An 18,518-nucleotide genomic window follows, 5' to 3' on the forward strand; every position below is an offset into this window, starting at 1 on the left:
GGTGCGCGCCGCGCGGGCGCCGGTGCGGGACGATGCGCCCGCGGCTGTCGCGCATGGCGCGGCCGGCGGTGTGCCGGCTCGCGAGTCGCCGGCGGCGCACGGCGTCGTCGATCGCGATCGCCCGCCCGCGCAGGCCGCATCGACCGCATCGGCGGCATCGCCCGATACGATGCCGCCAAAGGGTGACGCGCCGCCAGCAGGTGACGACGATTTCGCGTGGTTCGACGCGGCGCCGCCGGGCGAATCCGTGCCCGTGCCGGCCGTCGAATCGCGCCCCGCCGGCATGCCGGTCGCCGCGCTCGACTGGGATGCGCTGGCCGAGCGCGTGGCCGGCTGCACGCTGTGCCGCCTCTGCGAGAAGCGGACCAACACCGTATTCGGCGTCGGCGACCGCGAAGCGGACTGGATGCTGATCGGCGAAGCGCCGGGAGAGAACGAGGACAAGCAGGGCGAGCCGTTCGTCGGCCAGGCCGGCAAGCTGCTCGACAACATGCTGCAGTCGCTGTCGCTCAAGCGCGGCGACAACGTCTACATCGCGAACGTGATCAAGTGCCGGCCGCCCGGCAACCGCAATCCGGAGCCGGACGAGGTCGCGCGCTGCGAGCCGTATCTGCAGCGCCAGGTCGCGCTCGTGAAGCCGAAGCTGATCGTCGCGCTCGGCCGTTTCGCGGCGCAGACGCTGCTGAAGACGGACGCGAGCATCGCGTCGCTGCGCGGCCGCGTGCATGCGTACGAGGGCGTGCCGGTGATCGTCACGTACCACCCGGCCTACCTGTTGCGCAGCCTGCAGGACAAGGCGAAGGCGTGGGCCGACCTGTGCCTCGCGCGCGACACGTTCCGGCGTGCGCAAGGCGCCGACGCGAACGGTCCGACCGGGCCATGACGACCGGCGCGGCGTACGCGTTCGTCGATACGCTGCATGACGTCGCGGTGCGCGATCTGTGCTGGCTGCTGGCCAGCCCGAGCCTGCTCACCGCGGCACCGGGCGCGCCGCTCGCGCGCCCGTGGCCGGATGCGGCGGGCCAAGCGGCCGTCGAAGCCTGGCTTGCCGCGCTCGATGCGCACCCCGGGCCGCTGCATCGCGCGCTCGACGGGTTCCGGCCCACGCGGCTCGGCCGCTACGCCGAATGCCTGCTCGAATACTTTCTGACGCACGGGCCGGCGCTACGGCTCGTCGCGGCCAATCTGCCGCTGCGCAGCAATGGCCGCACGCTCGGTGAAGTCGATTTTCTGGTCGATGCGCCGGACGGCCGGCGCCTGCACTGGGAACTCGCGGTGAAGTGCTATCTGTGCGCGCCGGTGCGCGGCGGCGCGGCGCTCGCCGACTTCGTCGGCCCCAATCTCGTCGACCGCTTCGACCGCAAGCGCAGCCGGCTGCTCGACCACCAGTTGCGGCTCGGCCAGCACGACGCTTTTGCCCGGCTCGGCTACGGCGCGCCGTCCGACGCGCAGATGTTCATCAAGGGCTGGCTGTTCCATCCGCACGGCGCGCCGGTGTTGCCAGTATCCACCGAAATCGCGCCGGATCACCCGCGTGGCTTCTGGCTCACGCACGCGCAGTGGCCGGCGTGGGCGGCCGCGCAGCGTGACGGCGCGGCATGGAGCGTGTTGCCGCGACTGGCGTGGCTGGCGCCGCGGCGTGCCGTCGCCGGCGCCGGTTTCGAGCCCGAGCCGCTGGCGAGCGCACCGGAGTTGCCGGCCGTGCTGGCGGCGCGCGGAGCGCCCGACCTGATCGCGATCCATGAAAAGGGGGCCGGCGGCACGTGGCGCGAGACGGCGCGCGGTTTCGTCGTGCCGGACGACTGGCCGGCGCGCGCGCAGGCGTTCGCCGCACAGGATCGCTGACGCCGCGCGAGCCGCCGCTCACCACCAGCGATGAAAATGGTGGACCGGGCCGACGCCGTGGCCGACGTCGAGGTCGGCGCTCGCGACGATTGCGCCGGTCAGGTAGGTCTTGGCCTCGCGTACCGCGCTTTCGAGGTCGGGCTGCTGCGGCAGCAGCGCCGCGATCGCCGACGACAGCGTGCAGCCGGTGCCGTGCGTGTTGCTGACCGGCACGCGCGTGCCGTCGAGCCGCACGGTGCGCGTCGTTTCGACGAGCCAGTCGGGGCTCGCGGACGCGTCGGGCAGGTGGCCGCCCTTCATCAGCACGGCGCGTGCGCCCGTCTGCAGCAAGGCCCGGCCTTGCCGGACCATGTCGTCTTCGGTGGTGGCGGGTGCGTCGTTGAGCAGCGCGGCCGCCTCGGGCAGGTTCGGCGTGACGACCGTCGCGAGCGGCAGCAGCGTGTCGCGCAGCGCGTCGACGGCATCGGGCGCGAGCAGCGCGTGCGCGCTCTTCGAGATCATCACCGTGTCGAGCACGACGAAGCGCGGCGCGTAACGGCGCAGCGCGTCGGCCACCGCCTGCACGATCGCCGCGTTCGCGAGCATCCCGATCTTGACCGCATCGATGCGGATGTCGCCGAACACCGCGTCGAGCTGCGCGGTCACGAAGGCGGCGTCCGGCGCATGCACGCCCGTCACGCCGCGCGTGTTCTGCGCGGTCAGCGCGGTGATCACGCTCGCGCCATACGCGCCGAGCGCGGAAAACGTCTTCAGGTCGGCCTGGATGCCCGCGCCGCCGCCCGAATCGGAGCCGGCGATCGTCAGGATGTTGGGTATCGGGTGCGTCATGAGGGCAATGCGCCGGTTCGAGGCCCGGCGCCGGCGGACGAAAACCGAAAGTGTAGCGTCAGTGCCGCGATTCGCCGATCAGCGCCACCGAGTCGAACTGACGCTGGTTCGCCTGATGGCGGCGCATCACGAGCCACATCGTCAGGCAGACGAACGTGCCGAACAGCACGATCACGACGCCGACCGGCACGTCGAGCCACACGAGCACCGCATACAGGCACAGCATCACGAGCACCGACAGGTTCTCGTTGAAGTTCTGCACCGCGATCGAATGGCCGGCCGACAGCAACACGTGGCCGCGATGCTGCAGCAGCGCGTTCATCGGCACGACGAAGTACCCGGACAGCGCGCCGACGCCGATCAGGAAGATGTAGGCGACGATCAGGTAGAACGGCAGGCGCAGGTGGCCGACATGCACGGCCCAGTGCGACGGGAACAGGTCGCGCGTGTAGAACGCCATCAGCATCACCGCGATGCCCATGATGATGCCGACGGGCAGCACGGTCAGCGACTTCTTCAGCGGGATCCGGGCGGCGGCGGCGATCGCGCCGGCCGCGACGCCGACCGCGACCACGGCCTGCAGGATCGCGCCTTCGGACAGCGACATGTTGAGCGACACCTCGGCCCACTTCAGCACGATGAACTGCAGCGTCGCGCCCGCGCCCCAGAACAGCGTCGTGACCGCGAGCGAGATCTGGCCGAGCTTGTCGCGCCAGAGCACCATGAAGCAGTCGGCGAAATCGGTGAGCAGCTTGACCGGGCCGCGCTCCTGTTTCGGATAGCGGGCGCCCGTGTCGGGAATGCGCAGGTTGAACAGAGCGGCGACCACGTAGATCGCCATGATGATCGCCATCGCCGCTTCGGCGGGCGTGCCGATCCAGGCGGGCGTGTGCGCGATCACGTGCGACGCGATGTGCGGGCTGATCAGCGCGCCGCCGAGCACGGTGCCGAGGATGATCGAACTGACGGTCGTGCCTTCGATCCAGCCGTTCGCGGCGACCAGCCGGTCGGCCGGCAGCAGCTCGGTGAGAATGCCGTACTTGGCCGGCGAGTAGGCTGCCGCGCCGAAGCCGACGATGCCGTACGCGATCAGCGGGTGGGCGCCGAACAGCATGATCAGGCAGCCGATCACCTTGATCGAGTTCGTGATGAACATCACGCGGCCCTTCGGACGCGAATCCGCGAACGCACCGACATACGCCGCCAACACCACATACGACAACACGAAGAACAGCTTCAGCAGCGGTGTCATCCAGTTGGGGGCGTGGAGATCTTTCAGCAGGGCGATGGCGGCGATGAGGAGCGCATTGTCGGCCAGCGACGAAAAAAACTGCGCGGCCATGATGGTGTAAAAACCTTTTTTCATCTGATGCGATGCTTTCGTCGCTGCGGCAGGGCCGCGTAGGCCGCCTGGTATGCGATCGGCTTATTCCGTTCGAAATGGGTTGTGCGCACGGCTTTATAACATGAAAATACGCGAATTCGGACTAGCAAGATTCCCCGATCGTTCCGCAAATTGTCGGCTTCGGTGCTCAAAAGGCGCGGTAAGCTGATGATTCGCAAGCGTCTTTACGTAAATTTCCCATGCCGCGCCCGATCTCCGCCACCATCCACACCGCCGCTCTCGCGAACAATCTCTCCGTCGTCCGCCGCTTTGCCGGCCCGTCCAAGGTCTGGGCGGTCGTCAAGGCCAACGCGTACGGCCACGGTCTCGCCCGCGTGTTTCCGGGCCTGCGCGGCACCGACGGTTTCGGCCTGCTCGACCTCGACGAGGCCGTGAAGCTGCGCGAGCTCGGCTGGGCCGGCCCGATCCTGTTGCTCGAAGGCTTCTTCCGCTCGACCGACATCGACGTGATCGACCGCTACAGCCTGACCACGACGGTCCACAACGACGAGCAGATGCGGATGCTGGAAACGGCGCGGCTGTCGAAGCCCGTCAACGTGCAGCTCAAGATGAACAGCGGGATGAACCGGCTCGGTTACGTGCCGGAGAAATACCGCGCCGCTTGGGAGCGTGCCCGCGCGTGCCCCGGCATCGGCCAGATCACGTTGATGACCCATTTTTCGGACGCGGACAACGAGCGCGGCGTCGCCGAGCAGCTCGCGACGTTCGAGCGCGGCGCGGAAAACATTGCCGGCGCGCGCAGTCTCGCGAATTCGGCGGCCGTGCTGTGGCATCCGGATACGCACTTCGACTGGGTGCGGCCGGGGATCGTGCTGTATGGGGCGTCGCCGTCCGGGCTGTCATCCGACATCGCGGACACGGGGCTGAAGCCGGCGATGACGCTCGCGTCGGAGCTGATCGCGGTGCAGACGATCGGAAAGGGGCAGGCGATCGGCTATGGCTCGACGTTCTCCGCGCAGGCGCCGATGCGCATCGGCGTCGTCGCGTGCGGCTACGCGGACGGCTATCCGCGCGTCGCGCCCGAAGGCACGCCGGTGATCGTCGACGGCATCCGCACGCGGATCGTCGGCCGCGTGTCGATGGACATGATCACCGTCGACCTGACGCCGTGCCCGCAGGCCGGCGTCGGCGCGCGCGTCGAGCTGTGGGGCAATGCGCTGCCGATCGACGACGTCGCGCGCCATTGCGGGACGATCGGCTACGAGCTGATGTGCGCGGTCGCTGCCCGCGTGCCGGTGCGAGCGGAATAAGGGCGTCGCGCGTGGCCAAACAGAAAACCGTATACGTCTGCAGCGAGTGCGGCGGACAGACCCCGAAATGGCAGGGCCAGTGCCCGTCGTGCCAGGCGTGGAACACCCTCGTCGAATCGGTTGCCGAGTCGCCGGCCGCCCATCGTTTCCAGTCGCTCGCGAAGCGCGCGCCGGTGCAGCGCCTCGTCGACATCGAGGCCGCCGACGTACCGCGCTTCTCGACCGGCATCGGCGAATTCGATCGCGTGCTGGGCGGCGGGCTGGTGCCGGGCGGCGTCGTGCTGATCGGCGGCGATCCGGGCATCGGCAAGTCGACGTTGCTGCTGCAGTCGCTCGCGGATATCGCGAGCGAGCGGCGCGCGCTCTATATCAGCGGCGAGGAATCGGCCGCGCAGATCGCGTTGCGCGCGCAACGGCTCGCGCTGCTCGACGGCGGCGCGCCGGCGGCCGAACTGAAGCTGCTCGCCGAGATCCAGCTCGAGAAGATCCAGGCCGCGATCGATGCGGAGCGGCCGGACGTGGCCGTGATCGACTCGATCCAGACCGTCTATTCCGAGGCGCTCACGTCGGCGCCCGGTTCGGTCGCGCAGGTGCGCGAATGCGCGGCGCAGCTCACGCGCATCGCGAAACAGTCGGGCACCGCGATCATCATGGTCGGGCACGTGACGAAGGAGGGCAACCTTGCCGGCCCGCGCGTGCTCGAGCACATCGTCGACACGGTACTGTACTTCGAGGGCGACACGCATTCGTCGTTCCGGCTCGTGCGCGCGTTCAAGAACCGTTTCGGCGCGGTCAACGAGCTCGGCGTGTTCGCGATGACCGAGCGCGGGCTGCGCGGCGTAGCCAACCCGTCCGCGCTGTTCCTGTCGCAGCACGAGCAGGTCGTGCCCGGCTCGTGCGTGCTCGTCACGCAGGAAGGCACGCGCCCGTTGCTCGTCGAAATCCAGGCGCTCGTCGATACGGCGCACGTGCCGAACCCGCGCCGGCTCGCGGTCGGCCTCGAGCAGAACCGGCTCGCGATGCTGCTCGCGGTGCTGCACCGGCACGCGGGCATCGCGGCCTTCGATCAGGACGTGTTCCTCAACGCGGTGGGCGGCGTGAAGATCACCGAGCCGGCCGCCGACCTCGCGGTGCTGCTCGCGATTCACTCGTCGATGCGCAACAAGGCGCTGCCGAAAGGGCTGATCGTGTTCGGCGAGGTGGGTCTGGCGGGCGAGATCCGGCCGTCCCCGCGCGGGCAGGAGCGGCTGCGCGAAGCGGCGAAGCTCGGCTTCACATCCGCGCTGATTCCGAAGGCGAATGCGCCGAAGCAGCCGATCGAAGGGCTGAACGTGATGGCCGTCGAGCGGCTCGAGCAGGCGATCGACCGCGTGCGCGATCTTGAATGAGCGGCCCGGCCCGTGCACGGGCCGTATCGAGCCGGGCGATCTGTCGCGTAATTCGCTGTAAAGAATATGTAGGCTGATGTAACCCGCCGGACATCGCTTTTCCCTATCCTTGGCCGGATTGTCGAACCGCGCAATGCGAAGGGAACCTATGTTGAAATCGTATGGGGAAGCGCCTGGCGGACGCCTTTACAACCTGCGCGGCTGCCGCGTGTCGGAGCCGATCCGCCAGCCGTGGGGTGGCGGATGCCGGATCGTCGAATGGATCGACGAAGAAGGGCGGCTGGCGCGCAAGGTCGTGTCCGAGGACGTGACGGAAGCGGAAGTCGCCGCGGCGATCCGCCGGCCGATCAAAGGGCGCCGGCACCTGATGGGCGACGACGAGCAGATGCCGCGCGACACGCTGCCGCGCCGCTGAGCGGATGGTGCGGCGGGCATAAGGGCCGGCCGATGCAGCCGCGTCGGACGCAGCCGTGACAAAGAGGCCGGGCCGGCGCGCCCGGCCTCGTCGTTTCAGGGGGCGGGGCCGCGGCCAGGCGGGTTCGTGGGGCGTCGACACCCCGACCGCCGCGGCGCACCCGCCGCCGATGAAGCGATCGGCTGACGACGCCCGCGCCGCGTTCAGCCGATCTGCTCGAGTTCTTCCTGCACGGCGAGCCAGTCGGCCTCGACCGTCTCGAGCCGAGTCGTGACTTCGCCGAGCTTGCGGATCGCGTCGGTCAGCTCCGTCTTGCGCGCGGCCTCGTAGCTCGCCGGATCGGCGACGAACGCGTCGAGGCGCGCTTTCTCCGCGTGCAGCGTCTCCATTTCCTTTTCGAGCTTCGTGATGCGGTTCTGCAGCGGCTTTTTCAGTTGCGACAGCCGCTGGCGTTCCTCGGCGGCCTGGCGTTTCTGATCCTTGCGGTTGACGCCCGGATCGGCGCCCGCGGCTGCCGCGCTGTCGGCCTTCGCGGCCGCGCGTTGCTCGGCCGCATGCTGCAGCAGCCAGTCGCGGTAGTCGTCGAGGTCGCCGTCGAACGGCTGCAGCCGGTGCTTCGCAACCAGCATGAACTGGTCGGTCGTCGCGCGCAGCAGGTGGCGATCGTGGGACACGAGGATCAGCGTGCCTTCGAATTGCGCGAGCGCCATCGTCAGCGCGTGGCGCGTTTCGAGGTCGAGGTGGTTCGTCGGTTCGTCGAGCAGCAGCAGGTTCGGCTTTTGCCAGATGATCAGCGCCAGCGCGAGGCGGGCTTTCTCGCCGCCGGAGAACGGCCCGACCGGGCTGGTCGCCATGTCGCCCGAGAAATTGAAGCCGCCGAGGAAGTCGCGCAATTCCTGTTCGCGCGTGTCGGGTGCGAGCCGCGCCAGGTGCGCGAGCGGCGAATCGTCCTCGCGCAGCGTTTCGAGCTGGTGCTGCGCGAAATAGCCGATCGTCAGCCCCTTGCCGTCGCGCACGTGCCCGGACAGCGGCGCGAGCGTGCCGGCCAGCGTCTTGATCAGCGTCGACTTGCCTTGGCCGTTCGCACCGAGCAGGCCGATGCGCTGGCCGTTCTGGATCGACAGCGCGACGCGCTCGACGATCGGGATGTCCGTTCCGTCGTCGGCGTGGTAGCCGCAGCGGACGTCCTCCATCACCATCATCGGGTTGGGCGCGGCGTCGGGCGTGCGGAATTCGAACGTGAACGGCGACGCGATGTGCGCGGGCGCGATCAGCTCCATCTTCTCGAGCGCCTTCATCCGGCTTTGCGCCTGCTTGGCCTTGGTCGCCTTGGCCTTGAAGCGGTCGACGAAGCTCTGCAGGTGCTCGATCGTCTTCTGCTGCTTTTCGTAGGCGCTTTGCTGCAGCGCCAGTTGCTGCGCGCGCAGTACCTCGAACTGCGAGTAGTTGCCGCCGTAGCGCTTCACCTGGCGATTTTCCAGATGCAGCGTGACGTTGCAGATCGAATCGAGGAACTCGCGATCGTGCGAGATCACGACGAGCGTGCCGGCGTAGCGGTGCAGCCAGTCTTCGAGCCAGACGATCGCGTCGAGGTCGAGGTGGTTCGTCGGTTCGTCGAGCAGCAGCAGGTCGGAGCGGCACATCAGCGCCTGCGCGAGGTTCAGGCGCATGCGCCAGCCGCCGGAGAAGCTCGCGACGGATTCGCGCGTTTGCGCGAGCGTGAAGCCGAGGCCGAGCAGCAGCGCTTCGGCGCGGGCCGGCGCGGTGTAGCCGTCGGCATCGGCGAACGCCGCGTGCGCGTCGGCTTCGGCCGCGCCGTCATGCGCGGCCGAAGCGGCGGCGATGCGCGCCTCGATCTCGCGCAGCGCGGTGTCGCCGTCGAGCGTGTAGTCGAGCGCCGAGCGGTCGACCGCGGGCGTTTCCTGCGACACGTGGGCGATCCGCCACGACGGCGGCATCGAGAAATCGCCTCCGTCGGAATGCAGCTCGCCGCGCAGGACGGAAAACAGCGTCGACTTGCCGGCGCCGTTCGCGCCGATCAGGCCGGCTTTCTCGCCGGGATTGAGCACGAACGAGGCCGACTCGAACAGCGGCTTGGTGCCGCGCGCAAGGCTGAACTGATTGAAACGGATCACGGCGGAAATGGCTGGCCAAAACCGCTATTCTAGACTGCGCGCCGCGTGCGCCGGGCATCGGCCGATCGGCGGATGCCGCCACGGCGCAATTTAGCCTAGACTCCACGTCGATCCGGTTTCGTAAAAGGAGTGCCCGATGTCCACCCTGTATTCGTTCGGTGCGGAGACGCTCGCCGGTGCGCCGGTATCGCTCGACGCGTATCGCGGCAAGGTGCTGCTGATCGTCAATACCGCGAGCGAGTGCGGTTTCACGCCGCAGTACGCTGGGCTGCAGAAGCTGTACGACCAGTACGCGGCGCGCGGCTTCTTCGTGCTCGGCTTCCCGTGCAACCAGTTCGGCAGGCAGGAGCCGGGCGACGCCGCGCAGATCGGCGCGTTCTGCGAACGCAACTACGGCGTCACGTTCCCGATGTTCGCGAAGATCGACGTGAAGGGCGACCATGCGCATCCGCTGTATCGCTACCTGACCGACGAGGCGCCCGGCATTCTCGGCCTCAAGGCGATCAAGTGGAATTTCACCAAATTCCTGATCGACCGCGAAGGGCGCATCGTCAAGCGCTATGCGCCGTCCACCAAGCCCGACGAAATCGCCGCGGACATCGACAAGCTGCTGTGACGGCGACGCGCGGCATGCGCCGCGGCCGTTACAGGATAGGCGCGAACAGCCGCGCGACGTGCATCGCGATGCGCCGCCAGGCGGGCGATTTCCGGTATTCGTCGGCATCGACCTCGTACGCCTGCGCGAAGTCGGCATCGAGCATCGCTTCCACTTCGTCGGCGAACGCGCGATCGACGGTCATGACCATGACCTCGAAATTGAGGCGGAACGAGCGGTTGTCGAGATTCGCGCTGCCGACCGCCGCCGCGATGCGGTCGATCAGCACGACCTTCTGGTGCAGGAAGCCGGGCCGGTAGCGGAACACCTTCACGCCCGCATCGACGAGCTCGCGTGCGTAAAGCTTCGACGCCTCGAACACGACGTAGTGATCGCGCCGGCTCGGGATCAGGATGCGCACGTCGACGCCGCGCATCACGGCGAGCTTCAGCGCGCAGACCACGGCTTCGTCGGGAACGAGGTACGGCGTGGTGATCCAGACCCGTTCGCGGGCGGCATTGATCGATTCGACGAAGAACAGCGAGCCGGTTTCCTGCTTGTCGGCCGGCCCCATCGGCACCGCGAGGCAATGCATGCCGTCGCCAGGCTGCGCGGGCGGCGGCAGCGCGATGGGCGGCAGCTTCTGCGTCGCCCAGTGCCAGTCTTCGGCGAACACGTATTGAATACTCGCCACCACGGGCCCGCGGATCTCGATGTGGGTGTCGCGCCATGGCGACAGCCGCGAATTCGCGCCGAGATATTCGACGCCGATGTTGTGGCCGCCGACGAACGCGCGATTGCCGTCGACGACGACGATCTTGCGGTGGTTGCGGAAGTTCAGCTGGAAGCGGTTGACGAATTTCCGGTTGGTCGCGAACGGATGGACCTCGACGCCGCCCCGGCGCAACGCGTCGACGTAGCGGTGCGGCAGGTCGAAGCTGCCGATGCTGTCGTACAGCACGCAGCAGCGCACGCCGGCCGCCGCACGCGCGAGCAGCGAGTCGCGCAGCATCCGGCCGAGCGCATCGTCGCGCACGATGAAGAACTGGACGAGCACGTAGTCGCGCGCGGCGTCGATCGCCGCCAGGATGGCCGAGAACGTCGCGTCGCCGTTGACGAGCGTGCGCACCGAATTGCCGCCGAGGAACGGCATGCCGCCGAGCCGCGTGAGCGCGAGCACGGCGGCCTGCCCCAGCGCGTCCGCGGCCGGCCCGTCGGTCGCGTCGGCGGTGCGCCACGGCGAGCGAGGCGTGTGCGTGCGCAACATTTCCGGCTCGTGGCGCCGGGCGTCGACGTAGCCTGAGAATTTGCTGCGGCCGAGGAACAGGTACGGAACGAGCGTCAGGTACGGCATGGCCGTGAGCGAGACGGCCCACGCGATCGCGCCTTGCGACGTGCGCGTGTTCATAATTGCGTGGCACGCCGCGACGATCCCGAGCACGTGGATGATCAGGATCAGGGTGCCGAGATGTAGCCAGTCGAGGGTCATGAGCGCGTAAAGAACTGCCGGGGTGCTGCCGGGAGAGCTCCCGAAGGGATTCCGCAGGGCGTGCGGCCGGGCGGCCGCCTACGCGCATCTTACCCAACCGTGCGGCGCAACGGTGCGCCGCACGGCGGGTGGCCCGCACACGCTCAGGCCTTGCGCGGCAGGTCCGATGCCTGGATCAGGAACACCGCGTCGTCGCCCGCGCTGGTGGGCAGCCACGTGAGCTCGAGGCCGCCGAACGCCGCTTCGACGTTCTCGCGTTCGTTGCCGATCTCGACGACGAGCACGCCGTCGTCGTGCAGCCAGCGGTGCGCTTCGGCGACGATGCGTCGCACGATGTCCATCCCGTCGTCGCCGCCGGCGAGCGCCATTTCCGGCTCGTGCCGGTATTCGGGCGGCAGCGCGGCCATCGACGTGGCATTGACGTACGGCGGGTTCGTCAGGATCACGTCGTAGCGCGAGCCGGGATCGGTGCGGAACGCGGGCAGCGGGGCGTAGAGGTCGCCGCGGTGCAGCCCGATGCGGTCTTCGAGGCCGTAGTCGCGCACGTTGATTGCCGCGACTTCGAGCGCCTTGTCCGACAGGTCGACCGCGTCGATCTCCGCGTTCGGGAACGCGCTCGCCGCGAGGATCGCGAGGCAGCCGGAGCCGGTGCACAGTTCGAGCACCGCGCCAACCTGCTCGGGATCGGCGACATACGGCTGCAGCCCGTCGTCGAGCAGTTCGCCGATGAACGAGCGCGGCACGATCACGCGTTCGTCGACGTAGAAGCGGTGGCCGTGCATCCACGCTTCGTGCGTGAGGTACGCGGCCGGTACGCGATCGGTCGCGCGTCGTTCGATCACCGCGAGCACGGCCGCGATTTCGTCGGGCAAGAGGCGCGCGTCGAGGAACGGCTCGAGCGTGTCGAGCGGCAGGTCGAGCGTATGCAGCACGAGGTAGGCCGCTTCGTCGTACGCGTTGTCGGAACCGTGGCCGAACGCGAGCTTCGCTTTCGAGAAGCGCGTGACCGCGTAGCGCAGCAGGTCGCGGACCGTGGCAAAAGGTGTCGTCATGCGAGGCTCCGTCAGGCGATCAGTTGTTCGAGCACGCGTCGGTACACGTTCTTCAGCGGGTCGACGAAGCGCAGCTCGATGTGCTCGTCGATCTTGTGGATGCTGCCGTTCGGCGGGCCGAACTCGATCACCTGCGGGCAGATGCGCGCGATGAAGCGGCCGTCCGACGTGCCGCCCGTCGTCGACAGCTCGGTCGTGATGCCGGTCTCGGCGCGGATCGCGTTTTCCAGCGCGCCCGACAGTTCGCCGCGCGGCGTGAGGAACGGCAGGCCGCTCACCGACCACTTCAGCGTGTATTCGAGGCCGTGCTTGTCGAGGATCGCGTGCACGCGGGCCTGCAGGCCCTCGACCGTGCTCGCGGTCGAGAAGCGGAAGTTGAACAGCAGGTCGGCGTGGCCGGGGATCACGTTGGTCGCGCCGGTGCCGGCGTGCAGGTTCGACACCTGCCAGGTGGTCGGCGGGAAGTATTCGTTGCCGGCGTCCCACTGCTCGGCGGCGAGCTCGGCGAGCGCCGGCGCGAGCAAGTGGATCGGGTTCTTCGCGAGGTGCGGATACGCGATGTGGCCTTGCACGCCCTTGACGACCAGTTCGCCGGACATCGAGCCGCGGCGGCCGTTCTTGACGACGTCGCCGAGCTCGGCGGTCGACGTCGGTTCGCCGACGATGCAGTAGTCGAGCCGCTCGCCGCGTGCCTGCAGCAGCTCGACGACCTTCACGGTGCCGTCGGTGGCCGGGCCTTCCTCGTCGCTCGTGATCAGGAACGCGATCGCGCCGCGGTGGCCTGGATGGGCCGCGACGAATTCCTCGGACGCGACGACGAACGCCGCGAGCGACGTCTTCATGTCGGCCGCGCCGCGGCCATACAGCTTGCCGTCGCGATGGGCCGGGATGAACGGCGGCGAGGTCCACTGTTCGAGCGGGCCGGTCGGCACGACGTCGGTGTGGCCCGCGAACGCGAGCAGCTTGCCGTCGCGGCCGTCGGTGCCGCGCTTGACGGCCCACAGGTTGGTCACGCCGTGCGACGCGATGGTCTCGCATTCGAAGCCGAGCGCGGCGAGGCGCTCGGTCATGATCTGCTGGCAGTGCTGGTCGTCGGGCGTCACGGACGCGCGGGCGATCAGCTGTTCGGTAAGGGCTAGGGTGGCGGACATGGTTCGGACCACTTTCGATAAAAAATGCCGGCGCGGTGGCCGGCAGCGACAGGGCGTCGGGCCAGCGCAAGCCCGTTATTAGCGTGAACAGGCCCGCCCGCAGGCGCGGCGCGGGCAGCCCTATGCGGCAAACAGCGCCGCGTATTGGTCGGCCGCGAAGCCGAGCGATTTCACGCGGCCGTTGACGACGAGCACGGGGCGCTTGATGACCGACGGCTTGTGGATCATCAGCGCGACCGCGCCGGTCTTCGTTTCGGCGGCCGCCTTCATCGCGTCGTCCAGGCCGCGCCACGTCGTGCCGCGCTTGTTCACGAGCGCGTCGAGCGACACGTCCTTCAGCCAGTCTTCGATCAGCGGCGCGCTGACGCCGAGCTTCTTGAAATCGTGGAACTCGAATTCGACGCCGTGATCGTCGAGCCACACGCGGGCCTTCTTCACGGTGTCGCAGTTCGGAATGCCGTAGACGACCACGGTGTGCGGCTTCGCCATCAGTCGCCTCGCAGCAGCTCGTTCAGGCCGACCTTCGCACGCGTCTTCGCGTCGACCTTCTTGACGATCACCGCGCAGTACAGGCTGTGCGAGCCGTCCTTCGACGGCAGGTTGCCGGCGACGACGACCGAGCCGGCCGGGATGCGGCCGTAGCTGACCTCGCCCGTCTCGCGATCGTAGATCTTCGTGCTCTGGCCGAGGTACACGCCCATCGAGATCACCGAGTTTTCCTCGACGATCACGCCTTCGACGACTTCCGAGCGCGCGCCGATGAAGCAGTTGTCCTCGATGATGACCGGGTTCGCCTGCAGCGGCTCGAGCACGCCGCCGATGCCGACGCCGCCCGACAGGTGCACGTTCTTGCCGATCTGCGCGCACGAACCGACCGTCGCCCACGTGTCGACCATCGTGCCTTCGTCGACGTACGCGCCGATGTTGGTGTACGACGGCATCAGCACGACGTTCCTCGCGATGAACGAGCCGCGGCGCGCGATGGCCGGCGGCACGACGCGGAAGCCGCCCGCGGCGAAATCCTCGGCCGTGTAGTTCGCGAACTTCGACGGCACCTTGTCGTAGAACTGCGAGTAGCCGCCGGCCGGCATCGGCGCGTTGTCCTCCAGGCGGAACGACAGCAGCACGGCCTTCTTCAGCCACTGGTGGACCGTCCAGTTGCCGTCGATTTTCTCGGCGACGCGCAGCGCGCCCTTGTCGAGTTGCTCGATCGCGTGAGCGACGGCCTCGCGGACGTCGGCGGGCGCGGCCTTCGGCGACAGCTCGGCGCGGTTTTCCCAGGCGGTATCGATGATTTGCTGAAGTTGTTGCGACATGTTCGTTTTCGCAGGAGATGGATGGAATTGATCGGGATGGACGTCTTACCGCGCGAGAGCCCGGCAGAAATCGACGATGCGTTGCGCGCCCTCGACGCATTCGGGGGTGCCCGCGACGAGCGCGATCCGGATGAAATCGCGGCCCGGGTTCGCGCCGTGCGCATCGCGCGCGAGGTACGAGCCGGGCAGAACCGTCACATTATAGTCGGCGTACAGGCGGCGGGCGAACTCGGTGTCCGACAGGCCGGTGCGCGACACGTTGGCCCACAGGTAGAACGCGGCGTCGGGCAGTTTCACGTCGATCACGTCGGCGAGCATCGGCGTGACCGTATCGAACTTCTGCCGGTACAGCGCGCGGTTCTCGCGCACGTGCGCCTCGTCGTTCCATGCGGCGATGCTCGCGTGCTGCCACACCGGCGACAGCGCGGCGCCGTGATACGTGCGGTACAGCAGGAATTTCCTGAGCAGCGCGGCGTCGCCGGCGACGAAGCCCGAGCGCATGCCCGGCACGTTGGAGCGCTTCGACAGGCTCGACAGCATCACGAGGCGCTCGAAGCCGCGGCCGAGGCGGTGCGCGGCCTCGAGGCCGCCGAGCGGGGGTGCCGCTTCGTCGAAATAGATTTCCGAGTAGCACTCGTCGGACGCGATCACGAAACCGTGGCGGTCGGACAGCGCGAACAGCTCGCGCCAGTCGTCGAGCGTCAGCACGGCGCCTGTCGGGTTGCCCGGCGAGCACACGTACAGCAGCTGCGTGCGCGCCCACACGTCGTCGGGCACGGCCGCGTAGTCGCACGCGAAGTTGCGGGCCGGGTCGCTGTTCGCGAAATAGGGTTCGGCACCGGCCAGGAGCGCCGCGCCTTCGTAAATTTGATAGAAAGGATTCGGACAGAGTACGATCGCCTTCTTGCCGTCCGCGGTCGTGCGCGCGTCGATCACGGTCTGCGCGAGCGAGAACAGCGCCTCGCGCGAGCCCGACACCGGCAGCACCTGCGTGGCCGGATCGACGGCCGGCAGCCCGTAGCGGCGCTCGAGCCAGCGTGCGATCGACGTGCGCAGCGCGTCCGAGCCGGCGGTGGCCGGATACGACGCAAGGCCGTCGAGCGCGGCCACCACGGCGTCGCGAATCAGCGCCGGCGTCGCGTGTTTGGGCTCGCCGATGCCGAAGCTGATCGGTTTGAGGTCGCCGGAAGGCGTCACGTCCTTGAACAGGGCGCGCAGCTTTTCGAAGGGATAGGGCTGGAGCGAGTCGAGTCGAGGGTTCACGGGCGAAGCGGCCATCGCGGCCGGTTGGAGCGAAAGAAGCGGCGGGCGCGCCGCGCGGCTGCGAGCGGCGCCTCGGGCGCGCGGGTCGCAGCGGATGATTATAGCGTGACGGAATGCGGTCACGGCCTGCCGGCGCGGCGGCCGGGGCCGCTCGAATAAAGGGTATCGAACCAATTGACGTCCTCGTCCGCCTAAAGGCGGAGGATTCCCACACCTGGCGATGCACGTCCGCATCGGAGAATGTTCAGCGCAGCGTTGATATCACGATCATGTTCGACACCACAGTCACTGCAGGTCCACTCTCTTATTCGCAGTCCCGCGATACCTTTCGGCCGCGTCGTGCTGTCTTGCGACCCGCACGACGAACAGGACTGGGTCGAACCGCTTTCGTCGACTTCCTCGAACGTGGCCCCGTGCGCGATCGCTTTGTAGCGGAGCTTGTTTCGGAAGGACGACCAGGATGCGTCGTAGACGCTCTTCGCCATCCTGGTTCTGGCAAGTTTGACGGCAGATACGTCGCCGACAGCGATGTAATCGAAACGCCGCACCAGATCGAGCGCGAGCTTATGCTGGAAATCGGCACGGGCATTCGCGACCTTGGCGTGCAACTTCGCGATATGACGCTTGTGCTTTCGCGCCCGTTGCGCTTTCGCCAGCTTTTCCGCCGCCCGTCGACCGAACTGTTCATTGGGCAGCTTCTCGCCGGTCGAAAGTGTGGCGAAGTCTTTCAGACCGAGATCGATGCCGACGCCGGAACGGATCGGGCGGGCCTGCACATCGGGCATCTCGATCACGATGTTCAGGAACCAGTTGCCGCGCGCATCCTGCGCAAAGTTGGTCCCGTCCTTGATCTTGCCTTCGGGAAGCGGTCGGCTGTTGAACACGCGAAACGTGTTGCCGGCGAAACGGAACGCGTCACCCTCGCGCTTCAGGTCACGGCCCTTCAGCGGCACCCAGCCCAGCGATTTCCTGCCGCGATAGCGCAGGTAGGGCCGTCGGTGCTGACTGCGCGACTTCGCATATTGCTCGCACGTCGCGTTGATCGTGCCGGAGTGGATGCCGAGTTCCTTGCTGCTCCCCGTCGTCAGCACGTTCAGATCGAACCCCGTCGGCCACTTCTTGCTCCACTTGAGCGCGTGCTTCTGCGTGTCATTGCAGAAGTTCCAGACGTAGTTCACCGCGCGGCTCTGCTTGTTAAGCAGTCCGTTGAGCGATTTCACCCGGTAGCGGTAGACAAGGATCATGCCGGTGATCCTAACCTGTGGGAAAAGCTGCCTGTCAACAGCACGCCTTTCCTTCCCGCCATCAATGGCGGGGTTTCTCGGAGCAAATTCTGATGAACAATGCGGTACGCGGCAGCCTGCCGACGCTGGCCATCCTGATCGGCGCGTCGGTATGGGGCCTGATCTGGTATCCGCTGCGGATCCTCGCGTCGCTCGGCGTGACGGGCACGCTGGCGAGCGCGCTGACGAGCCTCGTCGCATTCCTGTTCGTGATCGTCGCGCGGCACCGCGCGATCGCGACGCTGCGCTGGCACTGGGTGCTGCCGGGCATCGCGGTGACGGCCGGCGTGACGAACCTCGGTTTCGTGTGGGGCACGATCCACGGCGAGGTGCTGCGCGTGATGCTGCTGTTCTACCTGACGCCGGCCTGGACCGCGATCTACGCGCACTTCCTGCTGCGCGAGCGGCTGACCTGGGCCGGCGCGGGGCTCGCGGCGCTGTCGATCGGCGGCGCGATGCTGATGCTGTGGTCGCCGGCGCTCGGCTTGCCGCTGCCGGCCAACCCGGCCGAATGGGCGGGCCTCGCGGCCGGCCTGAGCTTCGCGATGAGCAACGTGCTGGTGATCAAGGCGAGCCGCGAGCTGCCCGACATGCGCGCGGAAATGCGCACCGCGACGCTGTTCGGCGGCGCGGCCGTGTTCGGCGCGATCGCGTCGCTGTTCGAGGGGCTGCCGGCCGCGCCGGCAAGCGGCCAGCTTGGCGTGGCCGCATTGATCATCGCGGCGATCGGCGTGACGATGGCGTCGAACAACCTGCTCGTCCAGTACGGCCTCGCGCGCGTGCCGGCGAACCGTGCATCGATCATCATGCTGTTCGAGATCGTGATCACCGCGCTGTCCGCGTGGGTGTTCGCGAACGAGCTGCCGAGCGCGCGCGAGTGGGCGGGCGGCGCGTGCATCGTGCTGGCGACGCTGCTGTCGAGCCGGGTCCATCGTGCCGCGCCGGCACCGGACAAACCCGGCGCCGGTCGGGACGGCGCACGCGCGATGGTATGATGGACGCCGTTTGCGGGGCCCAACGCTGGATGCGCGCGGCCCCGTTTTTGAATTCCGGGGCGCGTGGCGCGCAGGGGCTCTCCGGCTCCGCGCCGTGCGGCCCCGTCC

The 18,518-nt window shown here is 68.1% G+C and carries 17 protein-coding genes; 7 read left to right on the plus strand and 10 right to left on the minus strand.

Annotated features, from left to right (window positions below):
• The coding region (locus LGN10_RS22870) for a uracil-DNA glycosylase (protein WP_226225097.1) at window positions 1-883 on the plus strand (883 nt) is incomplete at its 5' end.
• On the plus strand, window positions 880-1,845 hold the full coding sequence (locus LGN10_RS22875) for a DUF1853 family protein (protein ID WP_226225098.1): 966 nt from the start codon (window positions 880-882) through the stop codon (window positions 1,843-1,845). The genes LGN10_RS22870 and LGN10_RS22875, both read left to right, overlap by 4 nt.
• Before the next feature lie 18 nt (window positions 1,846-1,863).
• Here the strand turns inward: LGN10_RS22875 and thiD are convergent, their stop codons facing one another.
• Together thiD and lplT are read right to left on the minus strand one after the other, a co-directional pair.
• Window positions 1,864-2,673, minus strand: coding sequence for a bifunctional hydroxymethylpyrimidine kinase/phosphomethylpyrimidine kinase (thiD, locus tag LGN10_RS22880; protein WP_089464922.1), 810 nt, complete (start codon window positions 2,671-2,673; stop codon window positions 1,864-1,866).
• Window positions 2,674-2,731: 58 nt separating this feature from the next.
• Complete coding sequence (gene lplT, locus LGN10_RS22885) at window positions 2,732-4,039, minus strand: lysophospholipid transporter LplT (protein WP_059573680.1); 1,308 nt, start codon at window positions 4,037-4,039, stop codon at window positions 2,732-2,734.
• Between the two features lie 218 nt (window positions 4,040-4,257).
• Between lplT and alr the strand changes: the two genes are divergently transcribed.
• The 3 genes from alr to LGN10_RS22900 all read left to right on the plus strand — a co-directional run bounded on the left by alr (window position 4,258) and on the right by LGN10_RS22900 (window position 7,131).
• The gene (alr, locus tag LGN10_RS22890) at window positions 4,258-5,328 is read left to right on the plus strand and encodes an alanine racemase (RefSeq protein WP_059645348.1); all 1,071 of its coding nucleotides are present in this window, start codon (window positions 4,258-4,260) and stop codon (window positions 5,326-5,328) included.
• 11 nt (window positions 5,329-5,339) lie between these two features.
• A complete protein-coding gene (gene radA / locus LGN10_RS22895) occupies window positions 5,340-6,716 on the plus strand; it encodes a DNA repair protein RadA (RefSeq protein WP_060316840.1) in 1,377 nt (458 codons plus the stop codon).
• Between the two features lie 148 nt (window positions 6,717-6,864).
• Entirely contained in the window at window positions 6,865-7,131 is a 267-nt protein-coding gene (locus LGN10_RS22900) for a DUF2866 domain-containing protein (protein ID WP_006488228.1), read from the plus strand.
• 203 nt (window positions 7,132-7,334) lie between these two features.
• Here LGN10_RS22900 and LGN10_RS22905 read toward each other — a convergent pair whose 3' ends face one another.
• Window positions 7,335-9,266 (minus strand): ATP-binding cassette domain-containing protein, encoded by a 1,932-nt coding sequence (locus tag LGN10_RS22905; protein ID WP_060966279.1) that lies wholly within the window; start codon window positions 9,264-9,266, stop codon window positions 7,335-7,337.
• 136 nt (window positions 9,267-9,402) lie between these two features.
• Here LGN10_RS22905 and LGN10_RS22910 point away from each other — a divergent pair, with 136 nt between their 5' ends.
• On the plus strand, window positions 9,403-9,882 hold the full coding sequence (locus LGN10_RS22910) for a glutathione peroxidase (RefSeq protein WP_226225099.1): 480 nt from the start codon (window positions 9,403-9,405) through the stop codon (window positions 9,880-9,882).
• A gap of 28 nt (window positions 9,883-9,910) precedes the next feature.
• Here the strand turns inward: LGN10_RS22910 and cls are convergent, their stop codons facing one another.
• The 7 genes from cls to LGN10_RS22945 all read right to left on the minus strand — a co-directional run bounded on the left by cls (window position 9,911) and on the right by LGN10_RS22945 (window position 17,376).
• Window positions 9,911-11,350 carry a cardiolipin synthase gene (gene cls / locus LGN10_RS22915; RefSeq protein ID WP_226225100.1) on the minus strand — a complete coding sequence of 480 codons (1,440 nt, stop codon included), beginning with the start codon at window positions 11,348-11,350 and terminating at the stop codon, window positions 9,911-9,913.
• 143 nt (window positions 11,351-11,493) lie between these two features.
• On the minus strand, window positions 11,494-12,402 hold the full coding sequence (prmB, locus tag LGN10_RS22920; protein WP_059645359.1) for a 50S ribosomal protein L3 N(5)-glutamine methyltransferase: 909 nt from the start codon (window positions 12,400-12,402) through the stop codon (window positions 11,494-11,496).
• Between the two features lie 11 nt (window positions 12,403-12,413).
• On the minus strand, window positions 12,414-13,553 hold the full coding sequence (dapE, locus tag LGN10_RS22925; RefSeq protein ID WP_059573687.1) for a succinyl-diaminopimelate desuccinylase: 1,140 nt from the start codon (window positions 13,551-13,553) through the stop codon (window positions 12,414-12,416).
• 120 nt (window positions 13,554-13,673) lie between these two features.
• Window positions 13,674-14,042: an ArsC family reductase gene (locus tag LGN10_RS22930; protein ID WP_034207673.1), complete on the minus strand. Its 369-nt coding sequence runs from the start codon at window positions 14,040-14,042 to the stop codon at window positions 13,674-13,676.
• Window positions 14,042-14,869: a 2,3,4,5-tetrahydropyridine-2,6-dicarboxylate N-succinyltransferase gene (gene dapD / locus LGN10_RS22935; protein WP_059573688.1), complete on the minus strand. Its 828-nt coding sequence runs from the start codon at window positions 14,867-14,869 to the stop codon at window positions 14,042-14,044. The genes LGN10_RS22930 and dapD overlap by 1 nt, the downstream gene beginning before the upstream one ends.
• A 45-nt stretch (window positions 14,870-14,914) precedes the next feature.
• Window positions 14,915-16,147, minus strand: coding sequence for a succinyldiaminopimelate transaminase (gene dapC / locus LGN10_RS22940; RefSeq protein WP_226225101.1), 1,233 nt, complete (start codon window positions 16,145-16,147; stop codon window positions 14,915-14,917).
• A 176-nt stretch (window positions 16,148-16,323) separates the two neighbouring features.
• Window positions 16,324-17,376 carry an RNA-guided endonuclease InsQ/TnpB family protein gene (locus tag LGN10_RS22945; protein ID WP_059573690.1) on the minus strand — a complete coding sequence of 351 codons (1,053 nt, stop codon included), beginning with the start codon at window positions 17,374-17,376 and terminating at the stop codon, window positions 16,324-16,326.
• A 92-nt stretch (window positions 17,377-17,468) separates the two neighbouring features.
• Between LGN10_RS22945 and LGN10_RS22950 the strand changes: the two genes are divergently transcribed.
• Window positions 17,469-18,410 (plus strand): DMT family transporter, encoded by a 942-nt coding sequence (locus LGN10_RS22950; RefSeq protein ID WP_059645379.1) that lies wholly within the window; start codon window positions 17,469-17,471, stop codon window positions 18,408-18,410.
• Window positions 18,411-18,518 lie beyond the last annotated feature (108 nt).

The organism is Burkholderia sp. AU32262, assembly GCF_020419985.1.
Classification (GTDB): domain Bacteria; phylum Pseudomonadota; class Gammaproteobacteria; order Burkholderiales; family Burkholderiaceae; genus Burkholderia; species Burkholderia semiarida.

Bases quoted from the DNA above. Each gene is read 5' to 3' on its own strand.
- thiD (WP_089464922.1), bottom strand. From the start codon at position 2,673: ATGACGCACCCGATACCCAACATCCTGACGATCGCCGGCTCCGATTCG.
- LGN10_RS22930 (WP_034207673.1), bottom strand. From the start codon at position 14,042: ATGGCGAAGCCGCACACCGTGGTCGTCTACGGCATTCCGAACTGCGAC.
- LGN10_RS22910 (WP_226225099.1), top strand. From the start codon at position 9,403: ATGTCCACCCTGTATTCGTTCGGTGCGGAGACGCTCGCCGGTGCGCCG.
- LGN10_RS22950 (WP_059645379.1), top strand. From the start codon at position 17,469: ATGAACAATGCGGTACGCGGCAGCCTGCCGACGCTGGCCATCCTGATC.
- alr (WP_059645348.1), top strand. From the start codon at position 4,258: ATGCCGCGCCCGATCTCCGCCACCATCCACACCGCCGCTCTCGCGAAC.
- dapC (WP_226225101.1), bottom strand. From the start codon at position 16,147: ATGGCCGCTTCGCCCGTGAACCCTCGACTCGACTCGCTCCAGCCCTAT.
- prmB (WP_059645359.1), bottom strand. From the start codon at position 12,402: ATGACGACACCTTTTGCCACGGTCCGCGACCTGCTGCGCTACGCGGTC.
- cls (WP_226225100.1), bottom strand. From the start codon at position 11,350: ATGACCCTCGACTGGCTACATCTCGGCACCCTGATCCTGATCATCCAC.
- dapE (WP_059573687.1), bottom strand. From the start codon at position 13,553: ATGTCCGCCACCCTAGCCCTTACCGAACAGCTGATCGCCCGCGCGTCC.
- LGN10_RS22900 (WP_006488228.1), top strand. From the start codon at position 6,865: ATGTTGAAATCGTATGGGGAAGCGCCTGGCGGACGCCTTTACAACCTG.
- LGN10_RS22945 (WP_059573690.1), bottom strand. From the start codon at position 17,376: ATGATCCTTGTCTACCGCTACCGGGTGAAATCGCTCAACGGACTGCTT.
- LGN10_RS22875 (WP_226225098.1), top strand. From the start codon at position 880: ATGACGACCGGCGCGGCGTACGCGTTCGTCGATACGCTGCATGACGTC.
- dapD (WP_059573688.1), bottom strand. From the start codon at position 14,869: ATGTCGCAACAACTTCAGCAAATCATCGATACCGCCTGGGAAAACCGC.
- lplT (WP_059573680.1), bottom strand. From the start codon at position 4,039: ATGAAAAAAGGTTTTTACACCATCATGGCCGCGCAGTTTTTTTCGTCG.